At 59.3% G+C, this 21,027-nt stretch carries 18 protein-coding genes; 12 read left to right on the top strand and 6 right to left on the bottom strand.

Going from position 1 to position 21,027, the window contains the following annotated elements; genetic code table 11:
- The first annotated feature begins 24 nt into the window (after positions 1-24).
- The 11 genes from urtA (at position 25) to ureC (ending at position 10,192) form a co-directional block, all read left to right on the top strand.
- Complete coding sequence (urtA, locus tag GIW69_RS17295) at positions 25-1,290, top strand: urea ABC transporter substrate-binding protein (protein WP_236484014.1); 1,266 nt, start codon at positions 25-27, stop codon at positions 1,288-1,290.
- 100 nt (positions 1,291-1,390) lie between these two features.
- Positions 1,391-2,896, top strand: a complete 1,506-nt coding sequence (gene urtB, locus GIW69_RS17300; protein ID WP_236484015.1) for an urea ABC transporter permease subunit UrtB — start codon at positions 1,391-1,393, stop codon at positions 2,894-2,896.
- Entirely contained in the window at positions 2,896-3,975 is a 1,080-nt protein-coding gene (urtC, locus tag GIW69_RS17305; protein ID WP_236484016.1) for an urea ABC transporter permease subunit UrtC, read from the top strand. Before urtB ends, urtC begins: the two co-directional genes overlap by 1 nt.
- Positions 3,972-4,841 carry an urea ABC transporter ATP-binding protein UrtD gene (gene urtD / locus GIW69_RS17310; protein WP_236484017.1) on the top strand — a complete coding sequence of 290 codons (870 nt, stop codon included), beginning with the start codon at positions 3,972-3,974 and terminating at the stop codon, positions 4,839-4,841. Before urtC ends, urtD begins: the two co-directional genes overlap by 4 nt.
- A 106-nt stretch (positions 4,842-4,947) precedes the next feature.
- A complete protein-coding gene (gene urtE, locus GIW69_RS17315; protein WP_236484018.1) occupies positions 4,948-5,646 on the top strand; it encodes an urea ABC transporter ATP-binding subunit UrtE in 699 nt (232 codons plus the stop codon).
- A 30-nt stretch (positions 5,647-5,676) separates the two neighbouring features.
- Positions 5,677-6,516, top strand: a complete 840-nt coding sequence (locus GIW69_RS17320; RefSeq protein ID WP_236484019.1) for an urease accessory protein UreD — start codon at positions 5,677-5,679, stop codon at positions 6,514-6,516.
- 159 nt (positions 6,517-6,675) lie between these two features.
- A complete protein-coding gene (locus GIW69_RS17325; RefSeq protein ID WP_236484020.1) occupies positions 6,676-6,978 on the top strand; it encodes an urease subunit gamma in 303 nt (100 codons plus the stop codon).
- Between the two features lie 9 nt (positions 6,979-6,987).
- Positions 6,988-7,521 carry a GNAT family N-acetyltransferase gene (locus tag GIW69_RS17330; RefSeq protein ID WP_236484021.1) on the top strand — a complete coding sequence of 178 codons (534 nt, stop codon included), beginning with the start codon at positions 6,988-6,990 and terminating at the stop codon, positions 7,519-7,521.
- 5 nt (positions 7,522-7,526) lie between these two features.
- The gene (locus tag GIW69_RS17335) at positions 7,527-8,060 is read left to right on the top strand and encodes a GNAT family N-acetyltransferase (RefSeq protein ID WP_236484022.1); all 534 of its coding nucleotides are present in this window, start codon (positions 7,527-7,529) and stop codon (positions 8,058-8,060) included.
- Positions 8,060-8,365 (top strand): urease subunit beta, encoded by a 306-nt coding sequence (locus tag GIW69_RS17340; RefSeq protein ID WP_236484023.1) that lies wholly within the window; start codon positions 8,060-8,062, stop codon positions 8,363-8,365. The genes GIW69_RS17335 and GIW69_RS17340 overlap by 1 nt, the downstream gene beginning before the upstream one ends.
- 126 nt (positions 8,366-8,491) lie before the next feature.
- The gene (ureC, locus tag GIW69_RS17345; RefSeq protein WP_236484024.1) at positions 8,492-10,192 is read left to right on the top strand and encodes an urease subunit alpha; all 1,701 of its coding nucleotides are present in this window, start codon (positions 8,492-8,494) and stop codon (positions 10,190-10,192) included.
- Positions 10,193-10,268: 76 nt separating this feature from the next.
- On the opposite strand, the gene GIW69_RS17350 is transcribed toward ureC, so the two are convergent.
- The 3 genes from GIW69_RS17350 to GIW69_RS17360 form a co-directional block, all read right to left on the bottom strand.
- Positions 10,269-11,657, bottom strand: a complete 1,389-nt coding sequence (locus GIW69_RS17350; RefSeq protein WP_236484025.1) for an SET domain-containing protein — start codon at positions 11,655-11,657, stop codon at positions 10,269-10,271.
- A 249-nt stretch (positions 11,658-11,906) separates the two neighbouring features.
- On the bottom strand, positions 11,907-12,212 hold the full coding sequence (locus GIW69_RS17355) for a chaperone modulator CbpM (RefSeq protein ID WP_236484026.1): 306 nt from the start codon (positions 12,210-12,212) through the stop codon (positions 11,907-11,909).
- 22 nt (positions 12,213-12,234) lie between these two features.
- On the bottom strand, positions 12,235-13,185 hold the full coding sequence (locus GIW69_RS17360; RefSeq protein ID WP_236484027.1) for a DnaJ C-terminal domain-containing protein: 951 nt from the start codon (positions 13,183-13,185) through the stop codon (positions 12,235-12,237).
- A 293-nt stretch (positions 13,186-13,478) separates the two neighbouring features.
- Here GIW69_RS17360 and GIW69_RS17365 point away from each other — a divergent pair, with 293 nt between their 5' ends.
- Positions 13,479-14,747 (top strand): Hsp70 family protein, encoded by a 1,269-nt coding sequence (locus tag GIW69_RS17365; protein WP_236484028.1) that lies wholly within the window; start codon positions 13,479-13,481, stop codon positions 14,745-14,747.
- Between the two features lie 99 nt (positions 14,748-14,846).
- Here the strand turns inward: GIW69_RS17365 and GIW69_RS17370 are convergent, their stop codons facing one another.
- From GIW69_RS17370 to GIW69_RS17380, 3 genes are all read right to left on the bottom strand, one after another.
- Entirely contained in the window at positions 14,847-15,860 is a 1,014-nt protein-coding gene (locus tag GIW69_RS17370; RefSeq protein WP_236484029.1) for an AI-2E family transporter, read from the bottom strand.
- A gap of 275 nt (positions 15,861-16,135) precedes the next feature.
- Positions 16,136-16,441, bottom strand: a complete 306-nt coding sequence (locus GIW69_RS17375) for a PsiF family protein (RefSeq protein ID WP_236484030.1) — start codon at positions 16,439-16,441, stop codon at positions 16,136-16,138.
- A gap of 92 nt (positions 16,442-16,533) precedes the next feature.
- On the bottom strand, positions 16,534-20,847 hold the full coding sequence (locus tag GIW69_RS17380; protein ID WP_236484031.1) for a dermonecrotic toxin domain-containing protein: 4,314 nt from the start codon (positions 20,845-20,847) through the stop codon (positions 16,534-16,536).
- Between the last annotated feature and the right edge of the window lie 180 nt (positions 20,848-21,027).

A 21,027-nucleotide genomic window follows, 5' to 3' on the forward strand; every position in this document is an offset into this window, starting at 1 on the left:
TTAAACGTTCATGGAGATCGCACAATGAAGCGTCGCAGTTTGATCAAGGCTTTCACACTCACGGCATCGATTGCCGCGATGGGCATGACCTGGACCGTGCAGGCCGCCGAGACCATCAAGGTCGGGATCCTGCATTCGTTGTCCGGCACCATGGCGATCTCCGAAACGTCGCTCAAAGACATGGCGCTGATGACCATCGACGAGATCAACGCCAAGGGCGGCGTGAACGGCAAGATGCTGGAGCCGGTGGTGGTCGACCCGGCGTCGAACTGGCCGCTGTTCGCGGAAAAGGGTCGTCAATTGCTGACCCAGGACAAGGTCGCCGTCGTGTTCGGCTGCTGGACTTCTGTGTCGCGTAAATCAGTGCTGCCGGTGTTCGAAGAGCTCAACGGCCTGCTGTTCTATCCGGTGCAATACGAAGGCGAAGAGATGTCGCCGAACGTGTTCTACACCGGCGCCGCGCCGAACCAGCAAGCGATCCCGGCGGTTGAATACTTGATGAGCGAAGAAGGCGGCAGCGCCAAGCGCTACTTCCTGCTCGGCACCGACTACGTCTACCCGCGTACCACCAACAAAATCCTGCGCTCGTTCCTGCATTCCAAAGGCGTGGCGGACAAGGACATCGAAGAGGTCTACACCCCGTTCGGTCACAGCGACTATCAAACCATCGTCGCCAACATCAAGAAGTTTTCGGCCGGCGGCAAGACAGCTGTGATCTCCACGGTCAACGGCGACTCCAACGTACCGTTCTACAAAGAACTGGCCAATCAGGGCCTGAAAGCCACCGACGTGCCGGTTGTGGCGTTCTCCGTGGGCGAAGAAGAACTGCGCGGCATCGACACCAAACCGTTGGTGGGCAACCTGGCGGCATGGAACTACTTTGAATCGGTCGAGAACCCGGCGAACAAGAAATTCGTCGCCGACTGGAAAGCCTACGCGAAGAAACACAACCTGCCAGGCGCTGACAAAGCCGTGACCAACGACCCGATGGAAGCCACCTACGTGGGCATCCACATGTGGGCGCAAGCGGCTGAAAAAGCCAAATCCACTGACGTCGACAAAGTTCGTGAAGCCCTCGGCGGCCAGACCTTCGCGGCGCCGTCGGGCTACACCCTGACCATGGACAAGACCAACCACCACCTGCACAAACCGGTGATGATCGGCGAGATCCAGGCCGACGGTCAGTTCAACGTCGTGTGGCAGACCGAAGGGCCGATCCGTGCCCAGCCGTGGAGCCCGTTCATCGATGGCAACGACAAGAAGCCTGATTATGCAGTGAAGAGTAACTGAGCCATTGGACGTCGGGCCTGAGCACAAAGCTTGAGCATGACACTGATCCTGTGGGAGCTGGCGTGCCAGCTCCCACAACATCCGCGCAAGGCGACTCTCTATGCCCACTGTCTTTTACCGCTTCATCATGCTCGCCATCGTTCTGCTATCGCCGATGGCCGCCCACGCCGGCGACGCCGAAGACTTCGTCGCCGCCAATCCCATGCAGCAAGCCAAACTCCTCGAAGCCTGGGCCGCGCAGCCTGATCCGGCCCGTGTCGAACTGATCAACGCCCTGCAACAAGGCGTACTGACCGTCGACGGCCAGCCGAAAACCTTGCGCCTGAATAATCGCCTGCGGGGTCTGATCGACACCGCACTGGCCAGCCACCAATTGCTCGCCGCCGACGCCAAAATCCGTCTGGGCGCTGCGCAGCAATTGCAGAAAAGCGCCAAACCCGCGCAGCTGAAATTCCTCGATCAGCAACTCGCAGATGAAAAAGACGAGTCCGTGCACAGTGCCCTGAGCCTGGCGCTGGCCAATCTGCAACTGGTCGACGCCGACCCGGCCGTGCGCCTCGCAGCTGTGCGCCTGCTCGGCGAGACCGGCGATCCGCTGGCCCGCACCCGCCTCGAAGGCTTGCTCGAACCTGGCGTCGAAGCCGATGCCGGCGTGCGCACCGCCGCCGAAACCAGCCTGGCTCAAGTCAAACGCAAACTGCTGATCGGCGAGCTGCTCGGTCAGGCGTTCAGTGGCATGTCTCTGGGTTCGATTCTGCTACTCGCGGCGCTGGGCCTGGCAATCACTTTCGGCCTGCTCGGCGTGATCAACATGGCCCACGGCGAGATGCTGATGCTCGGCGCCTACTCGACCTACGTCGTGCAACTGATGTTCCAGCGTTACGCGCCGCAAGCCATCGAGTTCTATCCGCTGATCGCCCTGCCGGTGGCGTTTTTCGTCACCGCCGCCATTGGCATGGCGCTGGAGCGCACGGTGATTCGCCACCTTTACGGCCGACCGCTGGAAACTTTGCTCGCCACCTGGGGCATCAGCTTGATGCTGATCCAGCTTGTCCGTTTGCTGTTCGGCGCGCAGAACGTCGAAGTGGCGAACCCCGAGTGGCTGTCCGGCGGGATTCAGGTGTTGCCGAATCTGGTGCTGCCGTACAACCGCATCGTCATCATCGCCTTCGCCTTGTTTGTGGTGGTGCTGACCTGGCTGCTGCTGAACAAAACCCGCCTCGGCCTCAACGTCCGCGCGGTCACTCAGAACCGCAACATGGCCGCGTGCTGCGGCGTACCCACCGGGCGCGTCGACATGCTCGCGTTCGGCCTCGGCTCGGGTATCGCCGGCCTCGGCGGCGTCGCGCTGAGTCAGATCGGCAACGTCGGCCCGGATCTGGGCCAGAGCTACATCATCGACTCGTTCCTGGTGGTGGTGCTCGGCGGCGTCGGCCAACTCGCCGGCAGCGTGTTTGCCGCGTTTGGCTTAGGCATCGCCAACAAGATTCTTGAGCCGCAGATCGGTGCGGTGCTCGGCAAGATCCTCATCCTCGCGCTGATCATTCTGTTCATCCAGAAACGTCCGCAAGGCCTCTTCGCACTGAAAGGACGGGTGATCGACTGATGAACCAGCCTCTGTTAGTCACGGCCACGCAAAAGGCCGGCCCCAAAGTCACGATCGCCATCGGCGCGGTGATTCTCGTGCTGCTGATTGCCTTGCCGCTGCTGTCGCTGTTGCCGGCGGATAATGCGCTGCACGTCTCGGCTTATACGCTGACGCTGGTCGGCAAAATTCTCTGCTACGCCATCGTCGCACTGGCGCTGGATCTGGTCTGGGGTTACGCCGGTTTGCTGTCTCTGGGCCATGGCCTGTTCTTCGCTCTCGGCGGTTATGCGATGGGCATGTACCTGATGCGCCAAGCCGCAGGTGATGGCCTGCCGGCGTTCATGACGTTCCTGTCGTGGAGCGAATTGCCGTGGTACTGGACGGGCACCAGCAGCTTTGTCTGGGCCATGTGTCTGGTGGTGTTGGCGCCGGGTCTGCTGGCGCTGGTGTTCGGTTTTTTCGCCTTCCGTTCGCGGATCAAAGGCGTGTATTTCTCGATCATGACCCAGGCTTTGACGTTCGCCGGGATGCTGCTTTTTTTCCGCAACGAAACCGGCTTCGGCGGCAACAACGGCTTCACCAATTTCCGCACGATTCTGGGTTTCGGCATTACCGAACCGGGCACTCGCGCGGTGCTGTTTCTGGCGACCGTGCTGTTGCTGGTGGCGAGCCTGTACATCGGCTGGCGCCTGGCGCAGAGCAAGTTCGGCCGGGTGCTGACCGCGCTGCGCGATGCGGAAAACCGCTTGATGTTTTGCGGCTACGACCCGCGCGGTTTCAAGCTGTTCGTGTGGGTGTTGAGCGCGGTGCTGTGCGGACTTGCCGGTGCGTTGTACGTGCCGCAAGTGGGGATCATCAACCCGAGCGAAATGTCGCCGACCAACTCCATCGAAGCGGCGGTGTGGGTCGCCCTCGGCGGACGCGGCACGCTGATCGGCCCGTTGTTGGGTGCAGGCGTGGTCAACGGCATGAAGAGCTGGTTCACCGTGGCGTTCCCGGAATACTGGCTGTTTTTCCTCGGCGCGTTGTTCATCGTTGTGACCCTGTACCTGCCCAAAGGCGTGATCGGTCTGCTGAAGAAACGAGGTGAATCATGAGAGTCACAGCGAGCGCCGAGTTCATGCTCGAACCGGCCTTTTTTCCCGTCGAGCCGAACAAGGACGCCGGCACCAGCCGCGATTCCATCGGCCTCGGACAGCGCGTCGGCCCGGGCCTCAACACCCGCCACGGCACGATCCTGACCCTGGAAGACATCAGCGTCAGCTTCGACGGCTTCAAGGCGCTGAACGATCTGAACCTGTACATCGGCGTCGGCGAGTTGCGCTGCATCATCGGCCCCAACGGCGCGGGCAAGACGACGCTGATGGATGTGATCACCGGCAAGACCCGGCCCAGTCACGGCAAGGCGTGGTTCGGTGAAACGCTCGATTTGACGCAGATGAGTGAAGTGCAGATCGCCCAGGCCGGCATCGGCCGCAAGTTCCAGAAGCCGACGGTGTTCGAAGCCCTGAGCGTGTTCGAAAACCTGGAGCTGGCGCAGAAAACCGACAAGTCGGTGTGGGCCAGTTTGCGTGCGCGCTTGAGCGGCGAGCAGAAGGATCGCATCAGCGAAGTGCTCGACACCATTCGCCTGACCACCTCGGTCAATCGCCCGGCCGGCCTGTTGTCTCACGGCCAGAAGCAGTTTCTGGAAATCGGTATGTTGCTGATGCAAGACCCGCAATTGCTGCTGCTCGACGAACCCGTTGCGGGCATGACCGACGCCGAAACCGAATTCACCGCCGAGCTGTTCAAAAGCCTGGCCGGCAAGCATTCGCTGATGGTGGTGGAACATGACATGGGCTTCGTCGGTTCGATTGCCGACCACGTCACCGTGCTGCACCAGGGCAGCGTGCTGGCCGAAGGTTCGCTGGAACAAGTGCAGGAAAACGAGCGGGTGATCGAGGTCTACCTCGGCCGCTGAGCCTGCAAACACGGTCACTGTGGGAGCTGGCTTGCCAGCGATAGCGGTGGGTCAGTCGACATCATGCTCCCACAGGGTTCGGTGGGGAACGTAAGGAAAGTCAGTCATGCTGCAAGTCGACAAGTTGCATCAATACTACGGCGGTAGCCACATCCTGCGCGGCCTGAGCTTTGACGTGAAGGTTGGCGAAGTCACCTGCCTGCTCGGCCGTAACGGCGTGGGCAAGACCACGCTGCTCAAATGCCTGATGGGCCTGCTGCCGGCCAAGGAAGGCGCGGTCAATTGGGAAGGTAAGCCGATCACCACGCTCAAACCGCATCAACGGGTTCACGCCGGTATCGCTTACGTGCCTCAGGGCCGGGAAATCTTCGGGCGACTGACCGTCGAGGAAAACCTGCTGATGGGTCTATCGCGCTTCCCCGGCAGCGAAGCCAAGGAGGTCCCGGCGTTCATCTACGAGCTGTTCCCGGTGCTGCTGCAAATGAAAAGCCGCCGTGGCGGAGACCTTTCCGGCGGCCAGCAACAACAGCTTGCGATTGGCCGCGCCCTCGCCAGCCGCCCTCGTCTGCTGATCCTCGACGAGCCCACCGAAGGTATTCAGCCATCGGTGATCAAGGAGATCGGCGCGGTGATCAAGAAGCTGGCAGCGCGAGGCGACATGGCGATTTTGCTGGTGGAACAGTTCTATGATTTCGCCGCCGAACTGGCCGATCAGTACCTGGTGATGTCCCGTGGCGAAATCGTCCAGCAAGGGCGCGGGGAAAATATGGAGGCCGAGGGTGTGCGAGGTCTCGTTACGATCTAACCTGTAGCGTCCTAACGATCATTAATAATTATGAGTTCAGCGTTGAACACTGCCCTGTTTACCCCGAGCTGGCATGCCGAGCTGGAGCTGGCTTACGCCCGCTTCGACGATTGCACGCGCCCGACTTGCCGCCGTCACCTCGGCCCGTTGCGGGTGCAGAAGCATCTGTACGCAGAAGGACCGCAGGTCTGCCAGCACATCATCGTTCACCCACCGGGCGGGATTGCCGGCGGTGACCGTCTCGACATCACTGCCCGCGTCGACACCGATGCCTGGGCGCAAATCACCAGCCCCGGCGCGGCCAAGTGGTATCGCGCTGCGGGACCTGCGTATCAAAAGCTCGATTTGAAAGTGGCCGCTGGCGCGACCCTCGAATGGCTGCCTCAGGAAACCATCGTTTACAGCGCCGCGCAGGCTGAACTGACCACATCGATTGACCTGGAGGGTGACGGACGATTGTTCTACTGGGATGTCGTGGCGTTAGGGCGTCCGGCCAGTGGCGAGCGTTTCGACCTCGGGCATTTTCAGTCGCACCTGGATATCCGCCGCGATGGCCGCTTGCTGTGGCATGAACGTCAGCGCATTGTCGGGGGCGATGGTTTGCTCGACTCGCCGATTGGCCTGGATGGGCAACCGGTGTTTGCGACGTTGCTGGTGACCGGTGAAATCGATGCAGATCTGCTGGAGCGCTGCCGCTCGTTGAGCCATCACGTGCGCGGCGACCTGACCCAGTTGCCGGGCCTTTTGATCGCCCGTTGCCTGGCCAGTGAAGCAATGCTCGCCCGAGCCTGGTTGATCGAATTATGGCGCCTGCTGCGCCCGGCGTTGCTTGGCCGCGAAGCCCTGCCACCGCGAATCTGGAACACCTGAAATGCAATTCTCTGTAGGAGTGAGCCTGCTCGCGATGACGGCGTGTCAGTCGACACACGTGTCGAATATCAGTCCGATATCGCGAGCAGGCTCACTTCTACAAAGGGATGTGTTTACAGCACCGAACACATTTTTTATCTGCCCTGATGGATACCCACAATGGATCTGACCCCACGCGAAAAAGACAAGCTGCTGATCTTCACCGCCGGCCTCGTCGCCGAAAGGCGCCTGGCCCGTGGCGTGAAGCTCAATTACCCGGAAGCCATGGCCTACATTTCCGCCGCCCTGCTTGAAGGCGCCCGTGACGGCCAGACTGTTGCCGAGCTGATGCATTTCGGCACGACCTTGCTGAATCGCGAACAAGTGATGGACGGCATCCCGGAAATGATTCCGGAGATTCAGGTCGAAGCGACGTTCCCCGACGGCACCAAACTGGTCACCGTCCACCAACCGATTGTCTGAGGCCGGGTCATGAATTACACCATTCGCGATGCACTGCATGCCGACCTGCCGGCGATCCGCGACATCTACAACGATGCAGTGCTCAACACCACGGCGATCTGGAACGAACAGGCCGTCGACCTTGGCAATCGCCAGGCGTGGTTCAGTGCTCGCCAGTCTCAGGCCTATCCGATCCTGGTGATCGTCGACGCCGACAACAGCGTGCTCGGCTACGCTTCGTTCGGTGACTGGCGGCCGTTCGACGGTTTCCGTCATACCGTCGAGCATTCGGTCTACGTGCGCAGCGATCAACGCGGCAACGGCCTCGGCCCGCAATTGATGACTGCACTGATCGAGCGGGCGAAGACCTGCGACAAGCATGTGATGGTCGCCGCCATTGAAAGCGGTAACGCCGCGTCCATTCGTCTGCATGAACGCATGGGGTTCATCATCACCGGTCAGATGCCTCAGGTCGGCACCAAATTCGGTCGCTGGCTCGATCTGACGTTTATGCAACTGACCCTCAATCCTGGCGCGGAGCCGCCACCCGCCAACAAGGAGTGACACCGATGAACGCCGCCCAACTGCGACGCGTCAATGCCGAAAGTTTTGCGCACTATCGTCAGGGCCTGATCGACCTGCTACTCGACGCCGTCGGTTATGGCGCCAGCGTGGGCTTCATGGCCGACCTCGACGCGACGCAGGCTCGCGCTTATTTCGATGACGTTCAGGACAACCTGAACAAAGGCAATGTGTTGCTGTGGGTGGTGGTCAAAGATGAACAAGTGCAGGCCAGCGTGCAGTTGACCCTGTGCCAGAAGGCCAACGGCTTGAACCGTGCCGAGGTGCAAAAGCTGCTGGTACGCGAACATGCCCGCCGACGCGGTCTTGGCCAGCAACTGATGACGGCGCTGGAACTGGCGGCACGTCAATACAAGCGCGGCCTGTTGTACCTCGACACCGAGGCCGGCTCCCCCGCTGAAGACTTCTACAAAGCGCTGGGCTACACCCGCGCCGGGGAAATCCCCGATTACGCCTGCGACCCGAGCGGCACTTACCGGGCGACCGCCCTCTACTACAAGATTCTGCAAGGAGCCCAGTGATGATTCCCGGTGAATACCAGATCCAGCCCGGCGACATCGAACTCAACGTCGGCCGCCGCACGGTCAGCCTGAAAGTGGCCAACAGCGGCGACCGGCCGATCCAGGTCGGTTCGCACTATCACTTTTTCGAAACCAACGACGCCCTGACCTTCGACCGCGCCGCCAGCCGTGGCATGCGCCTGAACATCCCGGCCGGCACCGCCGTGCGCTTCGAGCCGGGGCAAAGCCGCGAAGTCGAACTTGTCGAGCTGGCGGGATTGCGTCGGGTGTTTGGGTTTGCAGGAAAAATCATGGGCGAGTTATAGATCGACTTCAGCAACAAGCTTCAAGCCCCAAGCTGCAAGTACAAGCAGTTTTCGGCGTTACCCCTATCTGCTTTTTCTTGAGGCTTGCAGCTTGCAGCTTGCAGCTCAATGACGAGGAACGAGTAATTGAAGATTTCCCGACAAGCCTACGCCGACATGTTCGGCCCCACCGTCGGCGACAAAGTCCGACTGGCCGACACCGAACTGTGGATCGAAGTCGAAAAAGACTTCACCACCTACGGTGAAGAAGTGAAATTCGGTGGCGGCAAAGTCATTCGCGACGGTCAGGGCCAGAGCCAGTTGCTCGCCGCTGAGGTGGTCGACACGCTCATCACTAACGCGCTGATCATCGACCATTGGGGCATCGTCAAAGCCGACGTCGGCCTGAAGGACGGGCGCATCGCCGCCATCGGCAAGGCCGGTAATCCGGACGTGCAGCCCAATGTGAATATCGCCATCGGCGCCAGCACCGAAGTGATCGCCGGCGAAGGCATGATCCTCACGGCAGGTGGCGTCGACACGCACATCCACTTCATCTGCCCGCAGCAGATTGAAGAAGCGCTGATGAGCGGCGTCACCACCATGATCGGCGGTGGCACCGGCCCGGCCACGGGCACCAACGCGACGACCTGCACGTCCGGCCCGTGGCACCTGGCACGCATGCTCCAGGCTGCCGATGCGTTCCCGATGAACATCGGCCTCACCGGCAAGGGCAACGCCAGCCTGCCGGAGCCGTTGATCGAGCAAGTCAAGGCCGGCGCCATCGGCCTCAAGCTGCACGAAGACTGGGGCACCACCCCGGCGAGCATCGACAACTGCCTGAACGTCGCCGACCAGTTCGACGTGCAGGTGGCGATCCACACCGACACCCTCAACGAGTCCGGCTTCGTCGAAACCACGCTCGCCGCGTTCAAGGGCCGCACCATCCACACCTATCACACCGAGGGTGCCGGTGGCGGCCATGCGCCGGACATCATCAAGGCCTGCGGTTTCGCCAACGTGTTGCCGAGCTCGACCAACCCGACCCGGCCGTTCACCCGCAACACCATCGACGAACACCTCGACATGCTGATGGTCTGCCACCACCTCGACCCGAGCATTGCCGAGGACGTGGCGTTCGCCGAGAGCCGCATCCGCCGCGAGACGATTGCCGCCGAAGACATCCTCCACGACCTCGGCGCGTTCTCGATGATCAGCTCCGACAGCCAGGCCATGGGCCGCGTCGGCGAGGTCATCACGCGCACCTGGCAGACCGCCGACAAGATGAAAAAACAGCGCGGCCCGCTGCCCCAGGACGGCGAGGGCAATGACAATTTCCGCGCCAAGCGCTACATCGCCAAATACACCATCAACCCGGCAATCACCCACGGCATCAGCCATGAAGTGGGTTCGATCGAAGTGGGCAAATGGGCGGATCTGGTGTTGTGGCGTCCGGCATTTTTCGGGGTCAAGCCGACACTGATTCTCAAGGGAGGCGCCATTGCGGCAAGCCTGATGGGCGACGCCAACGCGTCGATTCCGACACCGCAACCGGTGCACTACCGACCGATGTTCGCCAGCTACGGCGGCTCGTTGCATGCCACCAGCCTGACGTTCATCAGTCAGGCGGCGCAGAAGGCCGGGCTACCCGAAGCGCTCGGACTGAAGAAGCAAATCGCCGTGGTGAAGGGTTGCCGCGATGTGCAGAAAACCGATTTGATCCACAACGACTATCTGCCGGACATTGACGTTGATCCGCAGACGTACCAGGTCAAGGCAGACGGGGTCTTGCTGTGGTGCGAACCGGCGCAGACCCTGCCAATGGCGCAAAGGTACTTCCTGTTCTGACGCCGACAAACGCCTGAACATGAGCATTTTTCGATTCTCATGTTCAGGCGTGTTGTCTGGCAGAACGTCGGGCGCTTTACGACAATAACTGGCGCACGTCATCTTCCGCGTAGCCGTAATCAAAACGTAGCTCGGTGCCGGCTGGAATGTCTTCAAGCGCAAACACAGTATTCAACCAATAGTTTTTCCTGACAGTACTGCCACCCAACACTCGGTCGGCTTCAACAAGAAATGCGACCACCACGGTGTTGTAACCCTCGGCCGATTGGCGTATCGGTTTACCGGCGTCGTCATAATCAAAATGGGTGTTGATCCTGGAGATGATGTTGTCGCCCACCACCGCCATTGGATTAGGGATGAGCTCCCCGTCACCGTATGAATGGTGGATACCTGCTTTCATCACAAACGTCTGATCTTTCGAGCCGATCAATTTCGCGGGCATCACGACGCCACCGTAGACGCCGAGGATTTCCCCTTTGGCAATACGTCTGTTGGCGACCACCATGAGTTGTCCGACCAAGGCGTTTTCCCCCGGCACTTTCACATCCGCTTCGGTAAAGGTGCGTATTTGCATCTTTTCCTCGTAAAGCCGTGCTACTTGTTCATAACCTTCAAACTTTATATAGGGCTTTATCTGATCGGACGTGTATTGCTCGCCCGAAGAAAGCGTAAATCGGGTTTGAAGTTTTCGAATCCGTATCGGTTTGCCCGACGGATCCCGCAGCGGATACATTCCATTATTGGCGCGATTGTAGGTATTCACCTGGCTGTGGCGGAATGTAAAGAACCGCTGCTCTCGCATATGTGCTGATTCTTCGGCGTTATACGGTTTGAACGCCATTGATTCCGAGGCCAGGTGAAAAACTTCATCGACAGGATGAGAGGTTGAAGGCAGCGACTCCATGGCCAGTTCGTAAACGTCTTCGGATTGCAGCGCCGACCGCTGAACAGCAGAGGGCGAATCTTCAACCGGATACCAGAGCCGGGTGGCGGCATCGTATTCGAGTATCGGCCCTGAGGGCTGCAGCTCGCTGGCCAGTTTGGCCCGGTACAGCGAGGATTGGGAATCCACGGCCAGTTGCACAACGTTCCCGTCGGCGACATCGGCAAACAGGCGTCCCTTGTATGTTCTGAACCCTTGGGCGTCAGCCTGCGGAAGCCGGACTGCCGCTGTAATCCAGTAATGAGACAACGCAGGAGATACACGTGGCGGCACAGCCGTGGAGACGGCTTTGAGTGGTTGTTCACTCACGGTTACGGAAGGTGTCGGTCGGCGCTGCGCACTGCCCGCGTCATCCGGTACGGCGCCTGGGTTTTCCCCGCCCCTTGGTGTTGAAACGTTCGCCGACCCGGGATTGATCGAGGGTGTCACAGCCGCGTCGTTGGCCTGTGTATCCGAAGGCTGCCTCAGGCGAATATTGGCATCCATCGAGACGGTAGTTTTCAGCGGGGGCTTGGGTGACATTGTTCATCCTTGAAGATTTCTTGCGGCATGTCGCCGTTTATTAATGAGACGGTGCTGACAAGTTAAGCAACTTCATCTATCCATAGATAAAAATGCCTTGGAAACTTGCCCGAAGGACACTAACAAAAGCTTCGATTCAATCAAACAGAAATGAGGTAACAAACACTCGCGCTAACAAAACCGTGGAAGTGATCAATCGCTTGAATGACATCGGGCCTCTCTGAGAAGGCCCGACGCTGACGTTTAACCCTATTCCACCAACAACCGCGACAACCGCTGCTTGAGCATCTGGTTCTCTGCTCGCAGTTGCTGCACTTCTTCCAGCAGATCCAGCGCCAGCGCAACGCCTTCCCACTCCAGCTCCAGATCATGTCGCAGCTTGGCCGCGCGCCGGGCCAGGGTCAGTTCGTAATCGGTGAAGCGCCAGTCCCGAGGCTGCGCCCCCTGGGGTTCGAGGATGCCGTGTTCGACGATCTCGATCACGTAGACGTCCGACAAATCGGCCGCCTCACAGAATTCCGCCATGTCCAGTTGAACGATCAGGGGGCTGCTCATGATGGCTACTCCGTCGCTGGGTTCAGAAGTTCTCACGCGGGTTGAAGGCGGCTTTCTGCGCCAGTTCCTGCCACAACGCCTTGACGTCATCGTCCGCCGTTTTCGGCATCACAGCCTTGAGCTGAACGAACAGATAGCCGCGCTCGCCGGACTTGTTCAGCAAACCGTGGCCCTTGGCGCGCATGCGCTGACCATTCTGGCTGCCCGCCGGCACTTTGAGGTTGATCTTGCCGGTCAGGGTCGGCACGGCCACTTCGGTGCCCAGTGCCAGTTCCCAAGGTGCCAGCGGCAGCGTGATGATCAGGTTGTCGCCTTCCACATCGAATTTCGGATGCGGGGCAAAACGAATGATCAGGTACAGGTCGCCATTGGCGCCGCCACCGACACCCGGTGCACCCTGGCCTTTCAAGCGAATACGCTCGCCATCGGCCACACCGGCCGGAATTTTCACGTTCAGGCTTTTGCTGGTGTTGCTGACGTGCTGGCCGGCCGCGTTGTATTGCGGCACCTGAAAGGTGACCTTCTTCGATTCGTTTGAAAGCGTCTCCTCAAGGAAGATCGGCAGTTCCATTTCCACGTCTTGTCCCCGGCGCCCAGCGTTGCGTTGTTGCCGACCGTCGCCGCCGCCGAAACCGGGGCCGCGATTGCCAAAAATCGAACTGAAGAAGTCCGAGAAATCGCCGGTGTCCTGACCACCGCCGCCAAAACCGCCACGGCTCTGCCAACCCGGTGGCCCCTGGAATGGCTGACCGTGCTGGCCATAGCGGCGCAAGTCGTCGTATTCGGCGCGCTTATCGGCGCTTTTCAGCGCTTCATAAGCTTCCGAGGCGTCTTTGAACTTGGCCTCGGCGTCTTTCTCTTTGCTGACGTCGGGGTGGTATTTGCGCGCCAGCTTGCGATAGGCCGCCTTGATGGCCTTGTCGTCCGCTGTCGGCTCCACGCCGAGAATCTTGTAATAGTCTTTGAAGTCCATTGAAGGAATCACCATCCGTTATCGGTTTTGCGCCGCCGCCAGCATGCGCTCATTCGCACAAGCCAGGTTGACCGATCTCATGTGTGTGACCGGGTGGCGCTGCAGAAGTTTATCGGCAGTTGGACGGCGGTTCTTGCGACCGCCGGTAGTCTGCCGGTCCATGCCAGCAAGTTTGGGGCGAAAGCCGGGCTTTCAAGGCAGTCTAGTCGTGAAATAGCAGATGACCGGCCTTCGAATCTGCCGCTCACTGACATACACTGCGCGGCCGTTTTTTCGACCGGACATTGAAAGACATGAAAGACGCCTCTCCAGCCCGTGCCTGCGGTATCGACTTCGGCACCTCCAACTCCACTGTCGGCTGGCTGCGCCCCGGCATGGACACCATGATCGCGCTGGAAGACGACAAGATCACCCTGCCCTCGGTGGTCTTCTTCAACATCGAAGAGCGTCGGCCTGTGTACGGTCGCCTGGCGCTGCACGAATACCTGGAAGGCTACGAAGGCCGCTTGATGCGCTCGCTCAAGAGCCTGCTCGGTTCCAAGCTGATCAAGCACGACACCAGCGTCCTCGGCACGGCCATGCCGTTCAAGGATTTGCTCGGCCTGTTCATCGGCCAGCTCAAGAGTCGCGCCGAAACCGCGGCCGGTCGGGAATTCGAGGAAGTGGTGCTGGGCCGTCCGGTGTTCTTTGTCGATGACGATGAACTGGCCGACCAGGAAGCGGAAAACACCCTCGTCGACGTTGCCCGCGCCATCGGCTTCAAAGACGTGTCGTTCCAGTACGAGCCCATCGCGGCAGCGTTCGACTACGAGTCGACCATCGAGAAGGAAGAACTGGTACTGATCGTCGACATCGGCGGGGGTACGTCTGACTTCTCGCTGGTGCGCCTGTCGCCCGAGCGTCGCCAGCACGACAACCGGCACGACGACATCCTTGCCACCGGCGGCGTACACATCGGCGGTACCGACTTCGACAAACAGTTGAGCCTGCAAGGCCTGATGCCATTGTTCGGCTACGGCAGCCGCATGAAAAGCGGCGCGTTCATGCCGACCAGTCATCACATGAACCTGGCGACCTGGCACACCATCAACTCGGTGTACTCGCAGAAATCCACGCTGGCGCTGGGCAGCATGCGCTACGACATCGAAGACACCGGCGGCATCGACCGCCTGTTCAAGCTGATCGAACAGCGGGCCGGGCACTGGCTGGCGATGGAAGTGGAAGAAACCAAAATCCAGCTGACCCATACCGACAACCGCGTGGTGCCACTGGATCGAATCGAAGCCGGATTGAGCGTGGACTTGAGCCGTGCCCTGTTCGAATCGGCCATTGATGCATTGCTGGAGCGTGTCCGCGCCAGCGTCACGCAGTTGTTGAACGATGCCAACGTGGCGGTCGATCAGGTCGATACGGTGTTCTTCACCGGCGGTTCCAGCGGCATCCCGGCGCTGCGCAACAGCGTTTCGGCGATGCTGCCGAACGCTCGACATGTCGAAGGCAACATCTTCGGCAGTATCGGCAGTGGGCTGGCGATTGAAGCCCGTAAACGCTATGGCGTTTAGGGGCAGCTCTGAGTTGTAAGCGTTGAGTGCAAGCAAGAGCAAAAGCGATCCGCTTTTGCCCTTACTTGCCGCTCAAAGCTCAACACTCGCCGCTGCCTGTCAAACCATCCCGCCCAGCTTCAACTCGCTCTTCAGATACGCGTAATAAATCGGCCCCGCCACCACCCCCGGCAGGCCGAACGCGGCCTCGAACACCAGCATCGCCAGCAGCAACTCCCACGACTTGGCACTGATCTGCCCGCCAACAATCCGCGCGTTGAGGAAGTATTCGAGCTTGTGGATAAAGATCAGATAGCCCAGCGCTGCCAGCGCCACCCAGATCGACAGCGACAGGCCGACGATGGTGATCAGCGTGTTCGACATCAGATTGCCGATCACCGGCAGCAAGCCAAGCAGGAAGGTCAGAACGATCAGGGTTTTGGTCAGCGGCAGCTTGATGCCGAACATCGGCAGGATCACCGCCAGGAAGATGCCGGTGAAGAAGGTGTTGAGCAGGGAAATCTTGATCTGTGCAAACACGATGTTGCGAAAGGCTTGCACCAGCAGGTGCAGACGATCGAACAGCGCGGCGGCCAACGGCTTGCGCTTGGTGACGTCCGGCACCCGTTGCAGGGCAATGATCGCGCCGAGCACCATGCCGATCAGCAACGTCACAAACATGTGCGCCGCATCCTTGCCCACCAGTTGCAGGTCAGCCAGATGCTTGCTGGCCCATTCGCCGATGGCCACGCGGAACTCGGCGGCACTGGCCGGCAGATAGGCGTCGATGAACGGCGGCAGTTGCCCGCGCGCACGGTCGACCACGCCCATGAATTTGTCGAGGGAAGCGCCGGGATTTTCCGCCTCGTGCAGCAGAAAACTGATCGCCCCGGCGAAAATCAGCGCCAGCGCACTGACCACCAGCGTGCCGAGCAATGCGACCGCGAGCCAGCGCGCACGCCGGCCTTCAATCAGCCGTTGCAGTTGCGGGGTGAGCATGTTGACCAGCTCGAACACCAGCAACCCTGCCAGCAGGCTGGGCAACAACCGCAGCGGCAGCACCAACAACAAACCGCCGAAAATGATGATCCAACTGGCCCACAACACAACATGACGCTCAGAAAACGTTGGCATACAGCCTCAAAACGAACGGCGTAAAAGGATTGGCAGTCTGCCAGCGTTCTGGGGAGAGCACTAGGGATATGCGGGCTTCACGCTTCCCCTCACGCTTCCCCTCACCCTAACCCTCTCCCAGGGGAGAGGGGACTGATTGGGGGATGCTTCAGAAATGCCGACCTGATCCTGCAGTGCCGAATTCATAATCGACCCGATTTTTCAGGCCGACGTCGCACGCCAGATACCTCGGTCAGCGCCCTCTCCCTTCGGGAGAGGGCTGGGGTGAGGGTGCCTTATTTTTTCTTCAGGCATTCACTCATGAACGCCTTGCGCGCATCACCCGCCAGCGCGTTGGTTTTTGCATCGGCGTTGCAGGTTTTCATCTTTTCCTGCTGCGGGGTCATGGTCTTGGCGTCGTTGGCTGCCGGCGCAGCCTTGAGGCAGGTGCTCATGAAGGTTTTGCGCTCATCGCCTTTGAGGCTTTTGGCGCTGGCGTCAGCGTTGCAGGTGGTCATCTTGTTTTGTTGCGCCGTGGCGGCGAAACCCTGGGTACATAGAATCAGGCCGATCATCAGCACAGGGACACGCAGTATCTTCATGGAGTGTTCTCCTCATCGCCGCAACGAGTGTGGCGGCCATGAGGTGCAGTGTAGACAAGAGCTTCTACACCTTCATCCAGATAAACATGGCTTCATGCAGTGTCTGCATTCAAAAGTCCGCTGAATGTCTCGCGGTAGCTTTCATAGGCGCTGACTCGCTGATCGACAGTTGAATACGGCAGTCGCTCGAATGAAACCGGTACCTCGCCGGGCACGTTGTATTGCGATCCCAGCGCTTTCAGCGAAGTAAATTGCGCATAAGCGCCGCGCTGATAAAGCTTGTTGATCTTGATCTGCCTGATCGTATTGTCCGTTGACACGGGCGGCAATTCGGCCTGCCCCGGCCGGGCATCGTTGATAAACGCGTATTGCGCCACGGCAGGCCCCGGTTCAAGGGTTTCCAGCGCCGGCATTTCGAAGCTGAAGTAACCCTTGTCGGCCGTGTGCGCTGCCGGAAACTCTGGCCAGGAATCGGCAACGACCAGTTCGCTGAGGTTGTTGAGGTCATCGCCAATCACTACGTATTGGTGATCGAATGCCGTGGCTTTGACGATATGAACCCTCGACGTTCGCGGCTGGCTGGCCAGGATCGAAAACGTCACTCGGGAATTCTCAGAGCAATTGCCGCCCTTGATATCGATGGCTTTGCGCGCCATTTCAGCCGTGGTCAGCCTGGCAGTGAATCCACCTTCCTGAAGATCCATCTGCCGCAGGCCCTTGATCTTCGCAATCGCTGAACCGCCGTATTGCCAGATGCTTGCCAGTTGGTTGCCCGACAGCGGCAGCAATTCCTTCGTGCGCAGGACAGTTCGCTGGGCCAGTTGCAGATTGGCCATGACCGTGGGCGTCACTTCACTCGACGCCCGGATTGTCGTTACGTCAGAGGACAACGGGCCGCCATATTCATGTAACTGAATCAATGCTTCGCTGATCGGCGCAGATCCCTCGCGGACGGCCCGTTGCAACGCCAGATACTCCGCAATGCGTCCGGTCTGCTCAAGATTGCGCGCAGCGGCGCCCAGGTTTCGCTCTGCCTCGGTGAGCGGCATCAACCCTTCTTGCGTGAACATTCGCGCGAGCAGGGCATTGAATGAATCTGGCAGGAGAAGTTTTTGCAGATCGGGCAGTACTTCGACACTCTGCACGACGCGCTGATTGGCCTCGTAACTGTCGGCGTTCGCCGTTCTGAAGGCCTCCCAGAGGGAGGCGGTGGCATTAAGCGGCTGATGCTCGTCGATCCATTTCAGGCCGCGCAAATAATTGAATCGATCCAGCTCATCGATGCTCTTGTGAAAAGCAGCCTCAACCAATTCCACATTGGCATTTGCAACGACTTGCAATTGCGCCAACTCTCCCCCTTCGGTGGGCGCACCACCCCGAAGTCGCATGACGCTCGGGTCGTATGTCGTCATTTCAAGCACGGGCAAATCGGCCAGCACGCCCAACAACCGATAAGGCTTCAACGCATGATCGCGCAGCGCCGCTTTCAATACGGGTCCCTGGCCAATATGAATGCTCAGTGCATTGCGTTGCGCATCCGGAAGTGCCTGCAAGATGGCGGTAAAGAGATCACTGCCCGAGTGCAACGCATTGCCCGCTTCATCGCAGGCCTGATACACGCCGTTTTCACCCGCGACGATCGTACGCTGCAACGTCGCACCTTCTGGGCCGAGGCTATCGAGCGGTTGGCCGCCGTAACGATAAAGATGAACATCAATTCTTGTGTCGGCGTTCCAGCCGGGCAGATTGATCAACGAATGCAAGGCCAGCGCGTCGAAGTCCGGGTTATTCACCGCCGTCAGATAAAACCCTTCATATGCCCGGCTGACCCGCACATCCTGCAACGCCCATCGGCCCAGATTTGCCAGCCTCTCGGGCACCCGTCCGGCTTTGAGTGCGTGCAGGTCTGAAGGCGTGGCATGCGCCACCAACGCTTGAGCGATCACCCCCGGCAGATCGTCCACTTGCCCCTGAATGAGCCGCGCTTCGGCGGATATCGAATGCTCAAGATTGCGATAACGCGCCTCGAAAATAAGCTGTTTTCGTTGCTCGGCCAGTTTTGCCAGTTCCGCTCGCAAACGGCTGGCGTTCACATCGGGCGCGGCAACCGGCGCACCGAATTCGTCACTGAGTAAAACCCTCGTCTGAGCTTGATCCAGATGCGACAGCAGGGTTTTCAGCAGGTCGTTGTCGAGCAGGCTATCAAGGGAAACCTGAACGGGATTCGGTGACGTATCACCGAGTCGCGCCAGCACGCGGGCCTCGGCGTCCAGCACCTCGATGGCTTGACCTGGCCAGGCGTCGGCCAGCAATTGAACCTGCATCATCGGGTCGGCGTGCAAATACGTTTGCTGATCCGTGCTGGCGATGTCCTCAATGAAGGCACGGATGTCGCGATCGATCCTGAAACGCGCCACGGTATCGCTCAGCAGGGGAAGCGCCCGCTCGTTGTTGGCGTACATGCGCAGCAGCGCACTCATGTCCGTGCGGCTGACGGTGCGGATGCCGGAGAAGTCGTTCGACAGCCCGTCGACCGAAGCACCGAGCCGGCGCATCAACGTATCGGCATCCCACGTATGAGGCTTCTCGCCTTCGATGATGAAAGCACCCGCGCCGTTGCTGTCGACCGCCGGTTGATAGGCCTCGGCCCGGCTGGGATGACGCACGCGCGGCTTGCCGGTTGCCGAGTCTTTCTCTAGCTCGAAATGATCGCCATCCAGACGCAGGATCGACTTGCCCTCATGCCTGTGCAATCCGTCGACATCGGGTTTCGAATCACTGGCCAGACGTAAATTGCGCTGCAGGTAAGGCTGCAGATCCTGTCCCCAGAGGCGCTTCTCGCCGTTACGCAAGGTGACTGGTTTGCTGCCTTCAATGAAGGACGACAGCTTGGGCAGCACGACCTCTTTGCCGATCCCGCCACCGACGGCAAAGATCCCCAGTTGAATGAGCGATTCGGCAAAACCGATCAAGTGTTCGGCCGCGTCAAGATACATTCCCTCGGCAAGCTCGACGACACCTTCCACCAGTTCGCTGAGCAGTTGATACGTCATGTAAGCCATCACCACTTCGCCGAGCACGGGCACAAACGGCGAGACAATCATCAACGCGGCATTGAATACATCGGACAGGATCTTTTCGACGTTTTCGACCCAGGCCCAACGTTCGGCGCTGTCGGCCGCCGCCGTGGAAATAGCCAACGCACGCCCGTCCTCGAGGATTTTGTTCAGTTGAACCTCGTACAGATAGGCCCAGACGTCCCCCCTGAATCGATGCTCGATATCGTCTTCGAACGCCATGACATCAAACTGCAGGCGGGGCTCGGCGACTGGTGTTTCACGCCAGGCCGGCAAATGGGTGGAGGGGTCGAAGCCGTGATAGGTCACCGTGACCAATTGCGCATTGAGCCGCGCAAAGAACCGGCCGCGCTGGGCGTGCGCCACGAAACGGCTGAAAAACACCTGATAGCTCTTTTTGCCTGGCATCGACGCCTGACCGTTGTCACGTAGCTGACGGGTCAACTCAAGCATGAAAGCGGCGGCCGAGGCGTACTCCTTCAATGGATGCTCAGGGTCATGCGGCACATAGGCGATCACTCGCCGAACCCCCTGAGTCGTGACGTCCAGATCAGCGGCGATCAGCACAATGCCTTTCAAACAGACATCGAGCATTTTCAAGTGGTAGTACTTGATCGGCTCACCATCAAGTTTCAAGCGGGTGCTGCCATTGAACAGACCCAGTGCCACGAGATACGCATCGGCACTGATATCTTTTTTCATCAGCGCCATATGCGCAGCGGCCTTCAGCGCGTCTTGCTGGCTTCGTGTGACATTGTGCTGCAACACGCCCTGAGCCAAACCGTTATCCGGTTGCAGATAATCTTCGAGATAATCGCGGTACTTGGCGCCTAGATCGAGTTTTCGACAAAGTGCTTCAAACTGATCGACCGTAATACCCATTCGTTTGACTTCATAATGTCCGAACGCATCGGGTTCGCTGACAAAAGAACTATCCGCCGTAAATATTTCATCTGCAGAAAAGTTATGCAGGGCCGCATCAAGCAACGAAACCGTTCTGACGCTGACACCCTTTACGATATTGGCCGCCCATGGCGATAAATGAGCGGGCGAATACAACTTCAAAGATACTTTGCGAACGTCGACATCCACACCGTACTGCGTTTTCAATGCGCGACGCAGCAGCGGTTGCGCAAAGGATCGCACGTCCTGCAGCGTCTCGAACAACCGATCCACGCCAGACTGCGAGTGCCAACCCGCCGCAGCCGCAAACCGGGCTGCACGATGTTCCTTTACCGATGCGGACTTGATCCAGTCGGGCAAGGCATGGGTATTTTGTTTGAGTTCGATCACTCTCGCCAATGTTGACCCGGTGATCCATTCAGGCATTGATTCACGAATAAACTCATGATGAATGCTTTGTTGCTGCCCACTGTTAGTTACATCCCTAAGGCCCGGCAATACATTGTCCATAATGGCACCTGCTTGATTGATCTCAATTCAGCAGGAGGCTACAACCACAACGGCGCCTGACCACGAAGCCCATTTCGGACAACTCTGTAAGAAACT

The sequence above is a fragment of the Pseudomonas syringae genome (assembly GCF_021605415.1).
In the GTDB taxonomy this organism is placed as follows: Bacteria; Pseudomonadota; Gammaproteobacteria; order Pseudomonadales; family Pseudomonadaceae; genus Aquipseudomonas; species Aquipseudomonas syringae_S.